The organism is Oceanobacillus caeni (assembly GCF_042678465.1).
GTDB lineage: Bacteria > Bacillota > Bacilli > Bacillales > Amphibacillaceae > Oceanobacillus > Oceanobacillus caeni.
In genome coordinates, this window is the sequence record NZ_JBHTKV010000003.1 from 138,519 (window position 1) to 154,464 (window position 15,946).

13 protein-coding genes are annotated in these 15,946 nt (G+C 38.0%); 9 read left to right on the forward strand and 4 right to left on the reverse strand.

From position 1 onward, the window contains the following. Positions 1 to 4: 4 nt before the first annotated feature. A complete protein-coding gene (locus tag ACFQ18_RS04175; RefSeq protein ID WP_204797721.1) occupies positions 5 to 1,102 on the reverse strand; it encodes a GntR family transcriptional regulator in 1,098 nt (365 codons plus the stop codon). A gap of 359 nt (positions 1,103 to 1,461) precedes the next feature. Between ACFQ18_RS04175 and ACFQ18_RS04180 the strand changes: the two genes are divergently transcribed. From ACFQ18_RS04180 to ACFQ18_RS04200, 5 genes are all read left to right on the forward strand, one after another. Continuing rightward, entirely contained in the window at positions 1,462 to 3,069 is a 1,608-nt protein-coding gene (locus ACFQ18_RS04180; RefSeq protein ID WP_204797720.1) for a xylulokinase, read from the forward strand. Positions 3,070 to 3,090: 21 nt separating this feature from the next. Next, positions 3,091 to 3,789, forward strand: coding sequence for an L-ribulose-5-phosphate 4-epimerase (locus ACFQ18_RS04185; RefSeq protein WP_047185957.1), 699 nt, complete (start codon positions 3,091 to 3,093; stop codon positions 3,787 to 3,789). Between the two features lie 33 nt (positions 3,790 to 3,822). Next, complete coding sequence (gene araA / locus ACFQ18_RS04190; RefSeq protein WP_204797719.1) at positions 3,823 to 5,247, forward strand: L-arabinose isomerase; 1,425 nt, start codon at positions 3,823 to 3,825, stop codon at positions 5,245 to 5,247. A gap of 315 nt (positions 5,248 to 5,562) precedes the next feature. Then, positions 5,563 to 6,957, forward strand: a complete 1,395-nt coding sequence (locus ACFQ18_RS04195; protein ID WP_047185959.1) for a sugar porter family MFS transporter — start codon at positions 5,563 to 5,565, stop codon at positions 6,955 to 6,957. 73 nt (positions 6,958 to 7,030) lie between these two features. Continuing rightward, positions 7,031 to 8,077 (forward strand): aldose epimerase family protein, encoded by a 1,047-nt coding sequence (locus tag ACFQ18_RS04200; protein WP_047185960.1) that lies wholly within the window; start codon positions 7,031 to 7,033, stop codon positions 8,075 to 8,077. A gap of 416 nt (positions 8,078 to 8,493) precedes the next feature. Here ACFQ18_RS04200 and ACFQ18_RS04205 read toward each other — a convergent pair whose 3' ends face one another. Beyond that, positions 8,494 to 9,393 carry a glycine betaine ABC transporter substrate-binding protein gene (locus ACFQ18_RS04205; RefSeq protein WP_204797718.1) on the reverse strand — a complete coding sequence of 300 codons (900 nt, stop codon included), beginning with the start codon at positions 9,391 to 9,393 and terminating at the stop codon, positions 8,494 to 8,496. A gap of 29 nt (positions 9,394 to 9,422) precedes the next feature. Continuing rightward, complete coding sequence (gene cudC / locus ACFQ18_RS04210; protein ID WP_204797717.1) at positions 9,423 to 9,968, reverse strand: choline uptake/conversion transcriptional regulator CudC; 546 nt, start codon at positions 9,966 to 9,968, stop codon at positions 9,423 to 9,425. Positions 9,969 to 10,200: 232 nt separating this feature from the next. On the opposite strand from cudC, the gene betB reads away from it, so the two are divergent. From betB to ACFQ18_RS04225, 3 genes are all read left to right on the forward strand, one after another. Continuing rightward, positions 10,201 to 11,670, forward strand: a complete 1,470-nt coding sequence (betB, locus tag ACFQ18_RS04215; RefSeq protein ID WP_204797716.1) for a betaine-aldehyde dehydrogenase — start codon at positions 10,201 to 10,203, stop codon at positions 11,668 to 11,670. Positions 11,671 to 11,814: 144 nt separating this feature from the next. Further along, complete coding sequence (locus ACFQ18_RS04220) at positions 11,815 to 13,023, forward strand: iron-containing alcohol dehydrogenase (RefSeq protein ID WP_047185964.1); 1,209 nt, start codon at positions 11,815 to 11,817, stop codon at positions 13,021 to 13,023. A 624-nt stretch (positions 13,024 to 13,647) separates the two neighbouring features. Beyond that, positions 13,648 to 13,833: a type Z 30S ribosomal protein S14 gene (locus ACFQ18_RS04225; RefSeq protein ID WP_145523593.1), complete on the forward strand. Its 186-nt coding sequence runs from the start codon at positions 13,648 to 13,650 to the stop codon at positions 13,831 to 13,833. 521 nt (positions 13,834 to 14,354) lie between these two features. On the opposite strand, the gene ACFQ18_RS04230 is transcribed toward ACFQ18_RS04225, so the two are convergent. Next, a complete protein-coding gene (locus tag ACFQ18_RS04230) occupies positions 14,355 to 15,041 on the reverse strand; it encodes a hypothetical protein (protein ID WP_204797715.1) in 687 nt (228 codons plus the stop codon). Between the two features lie 121 nt (positions 15,042 to 15,162). On the opposite strand from ACFQ18_RS04230, the gene ACFQ18_RS04235 reads away from it, so the two are divergent. Next, positions 15,163 to 15,912, forward strand: coding sequence for a gluconate 2-dehydrogenase subunit 3 family protein (locus ACFQ18_RS04235; protein WP_047185966.1), 750 nt, complete (start codon positions 15,163 to 15,165; stop codon positions 15,910 to 15,912). Positions 15,913 to 15,946 lie beyond the last annotated feature (34 nt).

Here is a 15,946-nt window from a genome sequence, read left to right on the forward strand (position 1 = left end):
CGTACTACAACGATTTGACCCCCAACTCTTTTACCGTTTCTCCTTCAATTAGTACAGGTTGATAATAGTGTTCGTTTGGTAATTCCTTCTTACCTTGTAATTTCTTAATGACCCAATTTGCTGCATCACGTCCCATTTGTTCTTGCGGGTGTGTTAATGTGGTTAGTTTGATATTAGCATTTTTGGTGATATAGGAATTATCTTGACCAATAATGGATAGTTCTTCTGGGATAGATATACCAAGTTGTCTGCACAAATTTGCCACTATAAACCCTACTTCATCGTTATAGCAAACGATTGCTGTTAAGACGTCCCTATTTTTATTTAGAAACTCCTTTAAGTTCGCGTATAAGCATGGCTTCGTCTCTGTATCGTACGAAAAAACATGCTCAGGTTGAAATTGTAGCTTGGCTTCCCCGAGAGCTTTTATATAGCCTTTCATTCGAAACTTTCCTTGTAAATCATCCGTTTTTGAAATTAACCCAATTTTTGAATGACCTTTTAATATTAATTCTTTTGTTGCCAGATAGCCAGACTGTACGTCATCGAGACATAAGAAAGGAACATCTAGTTCTTCATAGTAAGCATTGATCATGATGAACGGAATATTCTGTTCCATAAATGATAGGTAATAGGCGATATTAGGATTGTATAAATTGCTTTTCGTAGGTTCGACAATCAAACCGTCCACTCCAAAGGATAGCATCATTTCTAAAGCTTTTTTTTCTTGTTCTACATCGTTATTTGTACTAGCTAATAGCAATGAGAAATTATCCTCATTTAATCTTCCTTCAATTCCACGAATAATGGACGGGAAAATGTAATCTGAAATATAGGTCGTTATTACACCAATTGTTTTATTATTGGAATTTCCGCCAGTTCTGGATTGATATTCATTACTAACATACGTACCAGATCCTTTTTCACTTCTTAGAAATCCTTCATTTGATAGTTCTAAAATAGCCTTTCGAACAGTATGTCGACTTACATCGTATATTTCTTGTAAGGATGATTCAGTAGGAATTTTTTCTAATACGTTGTATTCTCCTGAAAGTATTTTACTTTTTAAATCATCCTTAATGACTTGATATTTGGGTTTCATGTTGCTCACTTCCTTTATTGTTCACATTTCGATGGAATTATTCAAGGTGCTTGTCTGTACATATTTTGCCATAGTTTTCAAGTAATGAAAAGAATTAAACTTATTATTAAAGAGTTTATACTCAATCTTACTTTTCTGTGATCTTATCAATCTTGTAGGGAAAATACCTTAAATTTTAACAATTAAAGAGGGGAGTAGAGAAATTCCGGCTCTAAACTTGTGTGTATATAAAATAATTATATTGACAAATGTACGTACAACATTCATACTGAAATTGTAAAAGAAAATATAAATTGAGTAAAAATTAAAGCGCCTTCTTTTGTCCGTGGTTTTAAAGTTGTGTTAGAGAGGGGATTAACGTGAATACAAATCAAGTGAACATCAAGAAAGCGATTACTAAGGGAGAAACCTCACTTGGAATCGAATTTGGATCTACACGTATAAAGGCAGTATTAATAGATAACCGTTTTGAAACAATTGCATCTGGAAGTTATGAATGGGAGAATCGTTTGGAAAATGGATTTTGGACGTACAACTTAGTGGATATTATCACTGGTTTACAAACAGCCTATAGTGAAATGAAGCAAGAAGTTGAACGGAATTATGGAGTTACCATTCGGACAATTGGTTCTATTGGGTTTTCAGCAATGATGCATGGGTATATGGTCTTTGACAAAACTGGTGAACTACTTGTTCCGTTTCGTACTTGGCGTAATACAACAACTAGCGTTGCAGCAAAAGAACTAACTGATTTGTTTCAATTCAATATACCCGAAAGGTGGAGTATAGCTCATCTCTATCAAGCAATATTAAATGAAGAGAAACATTTGTCACGTATTGACTTTATGACTACTTTAGCTGGATTTATTCACTGGTTACTTACTGGAGAAAAAGTCATCGGTATTGGAGATGCTTCTGGCATGTTCCCAATTGATGAATCAACGAAAGATTACAATGAATCCATGATTAAGCAGTTCGATGAAAAAATATCTCATAAAAATTTTCCTTGGAAGCTTAAAGATATTCTTCCTAAGGTTTATAACGGGGGAGAGCAGGCAGGTAAATTAACTGAAATTGGAGCAAAAATCCTAGACAGATCACAAAATTTACAACCAGGTATTCCACTCTGCCCTCCTGAAGGTGATGCGGGAACAGGTATGGTTGCTACGAATAGTGTGAGGAAACGTACAGGAAATGTTTCAGTAGGGACTTCCGTTTTTTCCATGATTGTATTAGAGAAGGAAATATCAAAAGTTTATCCTGAAATTGATTTGGTTATGACGCCAAATGGAAGCCCGGTTGCAATGGTTCATGCAAATAACTGTTCAAGTGATCTTAATGCTTGGCTTGGATTGTTCCGTGAATTTTCTGAGGCAATGGGGCAAAAGGTGGAATCTAATCAATTATTCGAGGTGATGTTGAACAAAGCTTTGGAAGCGGAACCAGATGGTGGTGGTTTGCTTAGCTATGGTTATTTATCGGGTGAAAATATAACAGGTTTGGCAAAAGGACGGCCATTGTTTGTTCGCTTTCCGGAAAGTAACTTTAACTTAGCTAATTTTATGCGAACACATCTTTTTACGGCATTTGGAGCCTTGAAAATTGGGATGGATATTTTGACGAGGAAAGAAAACGTTGCCATTGATGGTGTTTTAGCTCATGGTGGTTTATTTAAAACACCTGTAGTCGGACAAAAGATTGTTGCAGCTGCAATGAATGTTCCCGTTTCTGTAATGGAAACAGCTGGGGAAGGTGGTGCGTGGGGAATGGCGCTACTTGCTTCTTACATGTTGAATAGGGACATAAATGAAAGTCTAGAGGACTTCCTCGATGAAAAAGTTTTTAAAGGTGTCGAAGGGAAGGGAATTTATCCTGATGGGATTGACGTTGAAGGATTTGAAGAATTTATCAAGCGATACAAAAAAGGTTTAGTGATTGAAGAGGTTGCTGTAGCTAATTTGATATAAGAAGAAACGGGAGGGATTAATGTGTTAGAACAATTGAAGGAAGAAGTATTTCAAGCCAATTTAGACCTGCCAAAACACGGACTCGTAAAATACACATGGGGAAATGCAAGTGCTTTTGATCGAGATAGCGGATTGTTTGTTATCAAACCGAGTGGTGTGGATTATAAAACGATGAAAGCTAGCGATATGGTAGTTGTTGATCTAGGGGGAAAAGTTGTGGAAGGTGAGTTGAACCCATCATCAGATACTCCAACCCACGCCGTACTTTATAAACATTTTCCCGAAATCGGTGGTATTGTTCACACTCATTCCACTTGGGCAACGATTTGGGCTCAAGCTGGTCTTGATGTTCCGGCGATGGGAACCACTCATGCAGACACATTCTATGGGGCTGTACCATGTGCTCGCTACTTGACACAAGAGGAGATTGACCGTGGATATGAAACGGAAACAGGTCATGTCATTATTGAAACATTTGAAGAGCGTGGGTTAGATGTTCTTGCAGTTCCGGGTGTTTTACTTCACGGCCATGCTCCATTTACTTGGGGGAAAGATGTTCAATCAGCAGTAATGAATAGTGTTGTACTAGAGGAAGTTTCAAAGATGAATTTATTTGCACGTGAATTAAACAGTTTTGCTGAAGAGTTACCACAAAGGATTTTAGACAAACATTATCTACGGAAACACGGAAAAGATGCCTATTATGGACAAAAGAAATAAACGAAACTATTAAACTACGAAAAGAGGATTATTATGTCAACAATGGAAAAAAAGGAATTTTGGTTTGTTGTAGGTTCGCAACATCTTTATGGAGAGGAAGCATTGGCTGGGGTTAAAGCAAATGCACAAAAAATAACGGATGCCTTAAATGAAAGCGGTACTTTACCATATCCGCTTGTATTGCAAGATTTAGCTGTAAGTGCGGAACAAATCACAAACACGATGAAAGAAATTAACTATCGTGATGAAGTTGCAGGTGTTATTACTTGGATGCATACTTTTTCACCTGCAAAAATGTGGATTCGTGGAACAAAATTATTACAAAAACCGTTGCTTCATTTAGCAACACAATTTAATGAAAGTATTCCATGGCAAACGATTGATATGGATTTTATGAATCTAAACCAAGCAGCTCATGGTGACCGTGAATATGGTTTTATCAATGCCCGTTTAAATAAACAAAATAAAGTTGTTGTCGGATATTGGGAACGACCTGAAGTGAAACAGCAAATCGCGGAATGGATGGATGTTGCGGTTGCCTATAACGAAAGTTTTAACATTAAGGTCGCTCGTTTCGGTGATAACATGCGTAATGTTGCGGTTACGGATGGAGATAAGATTGAAGCACAAATTCAATTTGGTTGGACTGTAGACTACTTTGGTATTGGAGACTTAGTTCAATACGTCAATGCTGTTAAAGAAGAAGAAATTGATGCTTTATTTGCAGAATATGAAAATCTTTATGAATTTGATTATGGCACATACAGTAAGGAAGACTGGAAAGCCAGCGTAAAAGTACAAGCAAGCTATGAAATTGCGATTAAACGTTTCCTTGATGATGGGGGTTATAATGCCTTCACTTCGAACTTTGAAGATTTATACGGTATGAAACAGCTTCCTGGTCTTGCAGTACAACGTTTGATGGCACAAGGATATGGCTTTGCTGGTGAAGGTGATTGGAAAACGGCAGCACTTGATCGTTTACTCAAAGTAATGAGTCATAACCAATCAACAGGTTTTATGGAAGACTACACATATGAATTAGCTAAAGGCCAAGAATCTATCCTTCAATCACATATGCTTGAAGTAGACCCAACTTTAGCAAGTAACAAACCAAAAATTATTGTATCTCCATTAGGGATTGGTGATCGTGAAGATCCTGCACGTTTAGTATTTGATGGAAAAGCAGGGGATGGTGTCGTTGTTTCCATGGCTGATTTTGGTACTCATTTCAAACTTTTAATCAATGAAGTTTCTGCCTTTGAGCCAACTACTCCAGCACCAAATCTTCCAGTTGCTCGTGTGCTTTGGGAGGTAAAACCAAACTTCCATGATGGGGTTAAAGCGTGGATTGAAAATGGTGGTGGTCACCATACAGTTGTATCACTTAATTTAACAACAGACCAAATTGTAAGCTATGCAAAACTTGTTGACTTGGAATACGTAGTGATTAAGTAATGGCCTTTTTCTCCAAGGAGGTACTACCTCCTTGGAGGATGAAAATAGGTATTCCGAGGGTTAAAAATAGAAATAGAAACCATTAGATATTAATAAGTCTCTTTCTACTTGTAAGCGCAATCGCTAAACTTAAGGGAATATGAACGCGCTTAATATCAAAGAAGGAAACGAAGGAGATACGGATTTAACTTAATAAATAATCTAGTATGAAATACTAGCATGTATTTACAGTAAGAAAATATTTTGATTGTTTTTTAAAGTCGAATTTTTATTGGAGAGATTTAAATAAATATTACCCTTGGGGAGGGAATTTTTATGGTTCATGAAAAGAAAATATCAAGTGGCTTTATTTATTTCTTTGGAGCTTTTGGAGGCATTCTCTTTGGTTATGATATCGGCGTAATGACAGGCGCTTTGCCTTTTCTACAACATGATTGGAATCTTCAAAACAATCCTAGTGCTGTTGGCTGGATTACCTCTTCGTTGATGTTAGGAGCTATTTTTGGAGGTGCCTTGGCCGGTCAACTTTCTGATCGTCTTGGACGGCGGAAAATGATTTTAATATCCTCTATCATTTTTGCTATCGGATCCATTTTGGCAGGAATATCTCCTCACAATGGGATCATTTTTATGATTTTTGCTCGAATTTTATTAGGATTAGCAGTTGGTGCTGCTTCTGCATTGGTTCCAGCTTATATGTCAGAAATGGCACCCGCACGTTTACGTGGACGTCTGTCAGGAATTAATCAAACCATGATTGTTTCTGGAATGTTGCTATCGTACGTCGTTGCTTTTTTATTGAAAGACTTACCGGGAACAATGGCATGGCGGTTGATGCTTAGTTTGGCTGCTGTACCTGCTTTGATCCTATTTATTGGAGTGTTAAGGTTACCTGAATCACCACGTTTCTTAATTAAAAATAACAAAATTGATGAAGCACGTAAGGTATTAAGCTTTATTCGCCCTAACAAAGAACAAATTGATTCTGAAATAATGCAAATTCAAGAAACTTCCAAACAGGAAACAAATGTAAATCAAAAAGCATCATGGGCTACACTCTTAAGTGGTAAATACCGCTACTTAGTAATTGCCGGTGTGGGTGTTGCCGCTTTTCAACAATTCCAGGGAGCAAACGCAATCTTTTATTACATTCCTTTGATTGTGGAAACTGCAACAGGAAATGAAGCCAGCTCCGCTTTGATGTGGCCAATTATTCAAGGAGTTATTCTTGTACTAGGTTCATTACTATTCCTACTGATAGCTGATAAATTTAATCGCCGTACTTTATTAACAGTAGGTGGAACGGTTATGGGGCTATCCTTTATTTTGCCAGCGATACTGAATTTATTAATTCCTAATGCAAGTCCGATGATGATCGTTTTCTTTTTAAGTATCTATGTAGCATTTTATTCTTTCACATGGGCACCTTTAACGTGGGTTATCGTAGGAGAAATTTTCCCACTGGTCATTCGTGGGCGCGCTTCAGGATTAGCTTCATCGTTTAACTGGATTGGTTCCTTCATGGTTGGATTGCTATTTCCAATCATGACCGCTTCTATGGCACAGGAAGCTGTGTTTGCAATCTTTGGGGCAATTTGTTTACTTGGTGTCTTATTTATCCGGATACGTGTTCCTGAAACTCGAGGTCGCACCCTTGAGGAAATTGAAAAAGTCGGAGAAAGTAGAAAAGCAAAGGGGAAAAGTGCGTGAATAGGCCATGAGTCATGAGGACGGGTCCTGTGTCCCCGTTAGATATTACTTTTGATGTAAAGAAGGGAAAACCATGCAAGTAAAACAGGAAAACTTTGGGGAACTTAATAATCAGGCTGTATATTCTTTTACAATCAAAAATGACAGTGGTGCCGAACTAACCTGCATCAATTACGGATGCATTATTACTAAAATGATAGTACCGGACAAACAGGGTAATTTTGAAAACGTTGTCCTTGGATACGATACATTTGAGGAATATTTGAATGATTCATTATACCTTGGGGCTGTTGTTGGTCGCGTTAGTGGGAGGATAAAAGGCGCGCGGTTTGAATTGGATGGGCATTCTTACACACTTGAGAAGAATGAACAAAATAATCACATTCATGGTGGTATAAAAGGATTCAGTCGTGTTATCTGGGATGCCGAGGTGTTTAAAAAGGAAAACGAAGCTGGTGTTCATTTCAAGTATTTAAGCCCAGATGGTGAGGAAGGGTATCCAGGAAATGTAGCAATAAAGGTTACCTATACATTAAATAATGATAATGAACTAGTCATTACTTATGACGCTATTACAGATAAAAAAACACCTCTTGCGCTGACAAACCATTCTTATTTTAATTTAAGTGGCAACCTTAAACAGGATATTTTAAATCATACACTAAAACTAAAGAGTGATAAATTCTTAGAACTGGACCAAGAATTTATTCCAACTGGTACCATGTTAGATGTAAGCAATACCCCGTTTGATTTTACCGAGGAGAGGACCATTAAATCAGGTGCTGTCTCCAATCATCCGCAAAATATTCTAGTAGGGGAAGGTTATGACCATCCATTTCTTTTAAGTAGAAATCATGACGAAGAAATAATACTGAAGGATCCTGAAAGCGGAAGAATACTAATTGTGGAAACAGACGAGGTTGGTGTTGTTGTCTATTCTGGTAATTCAATAAGTGATAAAGGCTATATCCGAGATGTTCCATCGAGGAAACATCTTGGGATTTGTCTTGAAACACAAGGTCTTCCAGATGCTATTCATCACCCTACATTTCCATCAATAATTATTAATAAGGAACAAAAATATAACTCGGTAACAAAATACAAATTCGGTGTTGAGTGAGCAATGGGGAAAGATCCCTTGTCCTGTTTGGTGAATTACCAGGCAACTGATGCATTATTCTATTTGTTCATTTGAACTGGATTGATTAGGCAATTAAAGCAACTACCAAAAAAAGAAGTAATCACCCTTCACCATGCGGGGTAATTACTTCTTTTTAGTACTTACATTCATCACGTCTTAACTGGCTGTAAGACCCTACGTCAAGAATTCGAGTTAACCAAGAAATCTAAGTGGGGTCGGGCAGCCAGTAGCGCCCTGATAAGTTCAACTAACAATCAGTGGGTGATGCAAGAAACCCCCCACTGATTGAGTTTCACTTTATAGTTTATTAGCCACTATTTTGTTGTCATAGTTACCGACCTGTTTGAGTGTGATGTAGTTTTACAGATAAAACTAGGACACGAAGAACCCTAGCTCTATTTCACCCACTCATTCACCAATTCCTCGTTATCCTCAATCCATTTTTCAGCACCAACCATTGGATCCTCTCCATTTTCTTCTGCTTCATTCACATAGCTCATTAACTCACCGACCGATTGATCATCCATTTTCCAGTTTTTTATCCATTCACTCACTTCTGGAAAGTCTTCAGCAAATCCAAGGCGGGTTGCATGGTAAATCTTTTCGACTCCTCCATAGACTTCTTTAGGATCTTCCAAATATTTTAAGTCTAATTCGGAGAAGACGCGATGTGGATTCCATAGTGGTGCAACAATGGGTTCTTTATTTTCCGTGGCAGCTTCTATTTCTGTTAACATTGCAGGTTCTGAACTGGAAAGTAACTCGTAATCCAGATCATATTCCTCAATGACTTCTTCAGTAACAAGCATGGTACCTGCACCCGGGTCAAATCCGGTAATCTCTCCTTGGAATAATTCGCTATTTTTCTTCAAGTCTTCTATACTATTGATCTCCTCTAAATAACTAGGAACAACTAATCCTACTTTCGCATTATCATACCAAGTTTCTTCAGAGAAGTTAACCTTATCCTTATACTGTTCCACATATTCTTTATCTTGAACAGGTAACCACACTTCCAAATTAATATCTAATGCATCATTTTCCAATGCAGCCATTTGGGTCCCCATATCAAGCAGGTGAAAATTGACCTCATAACCTTTTTCTTCAAGAATAACTTTCCACATATTCGTAACAGCTATATTTTCTGCCCAGCTGATTTGCCCAATATTAATGGTCTTTTTTGACGCAGTATCTTTTTGTTTTGCTGATGTTGTGCCGTCTCCCCCTCCACAAGCACTAAGTAGCATCATAAGTACGATTGTGATAAGCCATATTTTCCCCTTTTTAAAATACATGTTTAAGCATCTCTCCCTTTAAATTATTTCTATTCTTTTGGTATAAATGTATAAATTTCCTCTGTTCGAATACTTTCTACCAATTTTTCAAGCCAACGGTAGTATACTTTTGATTGATTCAATAAATCATAATCTTTCTTTGCCTCGTTACGAATATCATTAGAGATAGACTCATCTTCATAAATCTCTAGTAAAAGTTTCTCTGCCTTTGCTATAGCTTCCATGTTTAATTTCACTTCACGTTCCCACATTTGGCAAAAATAGGCCATAAAGGAATGGAAAAAATCCTTTTCCGCTGCATACGTATGTTTTCTTGTGCCACGTTGAAATCTTTTCTTTACCATTTCAATTTGTTGTAGTTTACGAACATTGGTACTCATACTTGGTTTACTCATACCTAATTCTTCACGCATTTCATCCAAATTCATTTGATCTTTAAAATACATCGTGGCATAAATTCTTCCTGCTGCGGGAGTAACTCCATATAAATCCATTGTTTCGGAAATTGCTTCTATCACTTGATCTTGCGCATATTCTAACTTTTCTTTTGCCCTCTCATTATGTGCTTTATCCAATATAAATCCTCCAAATAAAAACGTTGTTCATTAAATTAAATTTTTTCTTAACAAACTTAATGTTAAACAAAAATAAAAATATGTCAAATGCTATATCTGGGGAATTATCTGAAAAAAATTAACTTTTCCCTTTGACAAAGGAAAATGGCTTATGTTAAATTAAATTTGTTCGGAACGTTAAATTTTTTCTTAACAAAATTAATCATTTTAATATGGATGAGGAGGGGATAGATTGGATATCAAGAAAAACTACATAAATGGCGAATGGGTTTCTGCCCTCTCTGGTGAAGTAAGAGAAATTATTAACCCATATAATCAAGAAGTCATTGCTGTTGTTTCGGAAAGTAAGGAAGAAGATACAAAACTAGCAATCTCTGCTGCAAGGGAGGCATTTGATCAAGGCGAATGGTCGAATACGTCCGCTACAGAACGTGGGCGTATCGTTGCTAAGATTGCACAGTTAATTGAAAGGGATAAAGAGGAATTAGCGGAGATGGAATCCCTTGATACTGGTAAAACAGTAGAGGAAAGTCGTGGTGACATGGATGATATTGCTGGTGTCTTCCGCTATTATGCAGAAATTGCTGATAAAGATGGAGGGGAAATCATTGATTCTCCCATTCCAAATACCATCAGTAAAATAGTGAAAGAGCCTGTTGGGGTTTGTGGACAAATAACTCCATGGAATTATCCATTATTACAGGCCTCATGGAAACTAGCACCAGCATTAGCTGCGGGAAACACGTTAATCATGAAACCAAGTGAGATTACTCCACTCACTACAGTGAAAGTTTTTGAATTAATGGAAGAGGCTGGTGTACCAAAAGGGGTTGTGAACCTCGTACTTGGTGCCGGCAATACAGTTGGTGCAGAACTTTCTGCTAATGACAATGTAGACCTTATTTCTTTTACCGGCGGAATCCAAACTGGAAAAGGGATTATGCGGGCGGCTAGTGGCAACATGAAAAAAATTGCACTTGAGCTCGGTGGAAAAAATCCGAATATCATTTTTGCGGATGCCGATTTTGAAACCGCAGTTGATCAAGCATTAAATGCCGTATTTTTCCATGCCGGTCAAATTTGCTCAGCTGGTACTCGTGTCATTGTCGAAGAATCGATTCATGACAAATTTGTTGAGGCACTTGTGGAACGCGTGAAAAACATCAAGCTTGGAAGCGGCTTTGATGAATCAACCCAAATGGGACCACTTATTTCAGAGACTCATTTAAATAAAGTCATAAATTATGTGGAAAAAGGTATCAAAGAAGGCGCGAAAGTAGCAGTTGGTGGAGGACGTCCGACTGACCCAGAATTGCAAAAGGGATTTTTCTATCTACCTACTGTTCTAACTGACTGCACAACGGACATGGATGTCGTACAGAACGAAGGCTTTGGTCCAGTTATTACCGTAGAAAAATTCTCAACAGAAGAAGAAGCTATTAAACTAGCAAATGATTCAATTTACGGATTATCTGGTGGAGTTTGGACAAAAGATATTGCCAAAGCGGAACGTTGTGTTTCTAAGATGCGCATGGGAACCGTTTGGATTAATGAATTTAATGTTTACTTCCCTCATGCACCATGGGGAGGCTATAAACAATCTGGTATCGGTCGCGAATTAGGAAAAACCGGTTTAGAAGAATACCAAGAAACCAAGCATATTTTTCAAAATCTAGACCCACAGCCGAATAATTGGTTTTAATAGAGTTCGAGTTTAAAGGAAAATGAATGAAGTTCACATTTTATCCCACTTCAAGCTTTTGAGGAAACAAAGAAGGCAGGGGGAAGATCAACTGCCCTGATGAAGGAAGTCTTCTTTATAAGTTAAATTTTAGGAGGAATAAACATGAGTTTAAACATGAAAGTAGAACATATGCATAAGTTTCATCAATTTGAATTACCAACTGCAATTAAGCACGGAATTGGTTCTATTAAGCACGTTGGGGAAGAGGTTAAAAATCTTGGGGTTACAAAAGCACTACTCGTAACTGACCCTGGAATTTATAATGCTGGCGTAACGAAACCAATTGAAAAGCACTTAAAAGAGGCTGGAGTGGAAGTGGTACTTTTCAATAAAGTAGAACCCAACCCTCCTGTACGTCTCATCGCACAAGGATTTGATTTGTACAAAGGGGAAAATTGTGATGGATTAGTTGCGGTTGGTGGAGGAAGCTCTATGGACACAGCGAAGGCAATCGGTGTAGAAGCAACACATGAAGGCTCCGTACTGGATTACGAAGCAGCGGATGGAAAAAAACCATTAGAAAACCGCATTCCACCATTAACAACGATACCAACAACTGCTGGAACTGGTTCAGAGGTTACGCAATGGGCAGTTATCACCGATGAAGAGCGCGAATTTAAATTCAATACGGGTGGTCCATTAATCGCAGCTCATTTAACGATTATTGATCCGGAATTGCATGTTTCCATGCCGCCGCATGTTACGGCAATGACTGGTATTGATGCCCTGGCACATGCAATTGAATGCTACACCATGCATTATGCACAACCAGTAACAGATGCTGTTGCATTACTAGCGATGGAATATGTCGGAAAGTACATCCGCCGTGCCTATGCGGATGGTGGCGATATTGAAGCACGTTATGGAATGGCACAGGCAGCAATGCTAGCAGGATTATCTTATGGCAGTGAATCTGCAGGTGCAGCACATGCGATGTCCCAGACATTAGGTGGAATTATCCCAGTTGCTCACGGGCAATGTGTTGCCGCAATGATGGGGCCAGTTATGGAATACAACTGGAAAGGTCATCCAGCTAAATTTGCCCGTATTGCACAAGCTTTAGGCGTGAATACATTTGGAATGTCAACCGAAGAAGCAGCAAAAGCAGCTGTCAATGAGGTTTATCAATTAGTAGAAGATTTAGAAGTTCCGACACTAGAAGAACAAGGTGTATCACCAGAGATGATTGATCGTTTAGCAGAAGAAGCAATGAAGGATCCGCAAACGATCGGGAACCCAAGAGACCTAAACGTAGAAAATTACAAATGGATTTATAAACGTTGCTTTAATTTAACACCGAAAACATTATAAGAGCCATGGAGTGCCTGGCTTATTCTGAATTTCAAATAGATGGTGCAATACTTTTAGTGAGAACTAGAGTAATGCACTTTCTTTTTTTATGCTTTCCATAAGGATCGGAAGTATGGGATTCATTCTTTGATGACTTACCGAATGAGAGATCTTTTTCTAGATACGGTCACTCATTTGCATGATGAGTGACCAAGAGGGTACTTTTTATCTGGGTTCGGTCACTCATTCGCATGATGAGTGACCAAAGGGGTACTTTTTTTCTGGATTGGGTCACTCATTCGCATGATGAGTGACCAAAGGGGTACCTTTTTCCTGGGTTCGGTCACTCATTTGCATGATGAGTGACCAAGAGGGTACTTTTTATCTGAGTTCGGTCACTCATTTGCATGATGAGTGACCAAGAGGGTACTTTTTATCTGAGTTCGGTCACTCATTCGCATGATGAGTGACCAAAAGTGAGATCTTTTTCCGGATTGGGTCACTCATTTCCCAAATAGATAGGTGACTAAATGCTAGATGCAGGACTTCTCCCATGAATACGTTGCTTCCATAATTTGGCCGCTAGATAAAATTGAAAAACATGGTATAATAACGTTTTATTCATAAAAAGAAGGAGGATGCCGCATGGCGAAAAAGTCTTTAGTTGTAAAACAGGAAAAGCCACAAAAATTTGCAGTTCGTGAATATAGTCGTTGTAAGCATTGCGGCAGACCACATAGTGTGTTGAAAAAATTCGAATTGTGTCGGATCTGCCTTCGTGAATATGCAAATAAGGGTCAAATTCCTGGCCTAAAAAAAGCAAGCTGGTAATTTAATGAATTAATTTTTCCCTATAAGGGATGTTTATATAAATCATTTCGTTAAGCCTTGATATGTCTTCAAGGCTTTTTTTAGATGCTTGACAGAACACCCCTTTTTAATTAGGTGATGAAGGCAAGCCTTGAGTATTTTTTAAGAGATAAGAATGTATAAAAATTTAGCTTATTAAATCTTATCATAAGGAAGGCCACGTCCAGCTCCAGCGCTAAAGCCGTAGCGAGACTTCCTTCACCTCCGTACGATAAGTCAACATCGACTCACTCCCGTTCGTCGTGTTTCCTTTATCTCCTACGGCTCAGTCCAGTCCGTACGTCGTTAAACGGGCGCTTGCGCTTTTGTTAAATGTATAAATGATTGTGTTCGAACTCCTTCAACATGGAGAAAAACTTCTTCCAAAAACGTCCCATTCAACTTGAAGTCTGGTATAAAAAACGAGGCTAGCCTGTAAAAGAAAAGGACATTACATGTTATTTTGATCAACTATGTAATGTCTTTTTGTATATGAAGTATTTCTATTTTGCCATGTTTAACAATTGTAATAAATTGTCAGAGGCAGATTTGTAATCTTCTCCTTGAATATCATCTTTTATGTTCTCGATGATCGTTGTTGCATCCGGGTTAGTGACTGTCAGAACTTTTACATTGCCGTTGAATAGCTCATTTACCATAGCTTTTGCCTGGGATAAATTATCATGATCATCATTTTTAGGATTGACTCCATCTGGTTCTCCTTTTCCAGACATACCTTCGTCTCCGCTAAGTAAATTTCGTTGCATATTATCGTATTGATGATTGGTAGTTTCGGCTTTATTTCTAGCTAAAACGATTGAATCGTCAATTACGAAAACTTTAATACCTGTAATGCCTTCTCCTTTTAAAATGGACTCAAAATAGGAAGAAACGCCACCCTCATGGATTCCAGAGCTACCAATGGAACTGTAAATGTTTTGTCCTATTCCATTGTATGTATTTCCGTGAAGGTTTGTTGTCCTGCTTTTAGCATCGGTTTCACTTGGAATGATATCAGGATTTGATATATCTCTGTTTCCATGATCAGGATTTGCTGTGTTACTAACATTTTCAGTATTGTTGTTACTGTTATCGTTATCACCATGTTCTTGGTTATCGTTGTTGCATGCGCTTAAAAGCATGCTAATAACGATTATCACCATTGCAATTGTTATTTTCATTTTCTTCATTGTTTGTTACCTCCAAATTGTAATGTAGTTAATCATTAGGTTACCCAAAAATTATTAATGTATGAATGGTTATTTTTGGTCCATACTACATTTAAAGTAAGTAGGTTAGGAGGAATATTCTGTGACAAAGGATAATGAAAATAAAACATCTGAGGAAGAAAGAATATCCAGACGAAGGTTTATCAAAAGTTCAGGTGTAGCAGTTGGTGGACTAGCAGTTGGTGGTGTAATTGGAGGCTTGATTCCTTGGCGTACTGAAGATAACAAGCAACAGCGCCAAGCTGCAAATGAAACCAAAAACTATAACCAAGCCTTAATGTTTTTTAGTCAGGCCGAATTTAAAACTGTGGAAGCAGCTACCGAACGTATCTTTCCAAAGGATCATAACGGTCCGGGGGCAAAGGACCTTGGTGTGCCGTTTTATATTGACCATCAATTAGCGGGATCTTATGGATTTAATTCAAGAGATTATATGGAACCTCCTTTTTTTCATGGCGAAAAAGAGCAAGGTTATCAAGGCCGGTTAAAACGTCGGGAAATTTTCCGCGTAGGATTGCGGGAACTGCAAAATTATTCCCACCAAAAATATAAGAAGGAATTTAGTGAACTGTCGACAGAGGAACAAGATGACATCTTAAAAGATTTTGAGTCCGATAAGGTAAAACTTTCAACTATTTCTGCTAGCGGATTTTTTAATATGCTTCGTGGTGTAACTTTGGAAGGGTTGTATAGTGATCCGCTTTACGGTGGAAATATTGATATGGACGGTTGGAGAATGCGTGACTATCCGGGGGATCAAATGAATTATCTCGATGTTATTGAAGAGGGCTTTAAAAAAATTGAGCCTCGAAGCTTACGTGATCATATGTAATGATCATTATTTGTTGTAAGAATATATGAAAAAT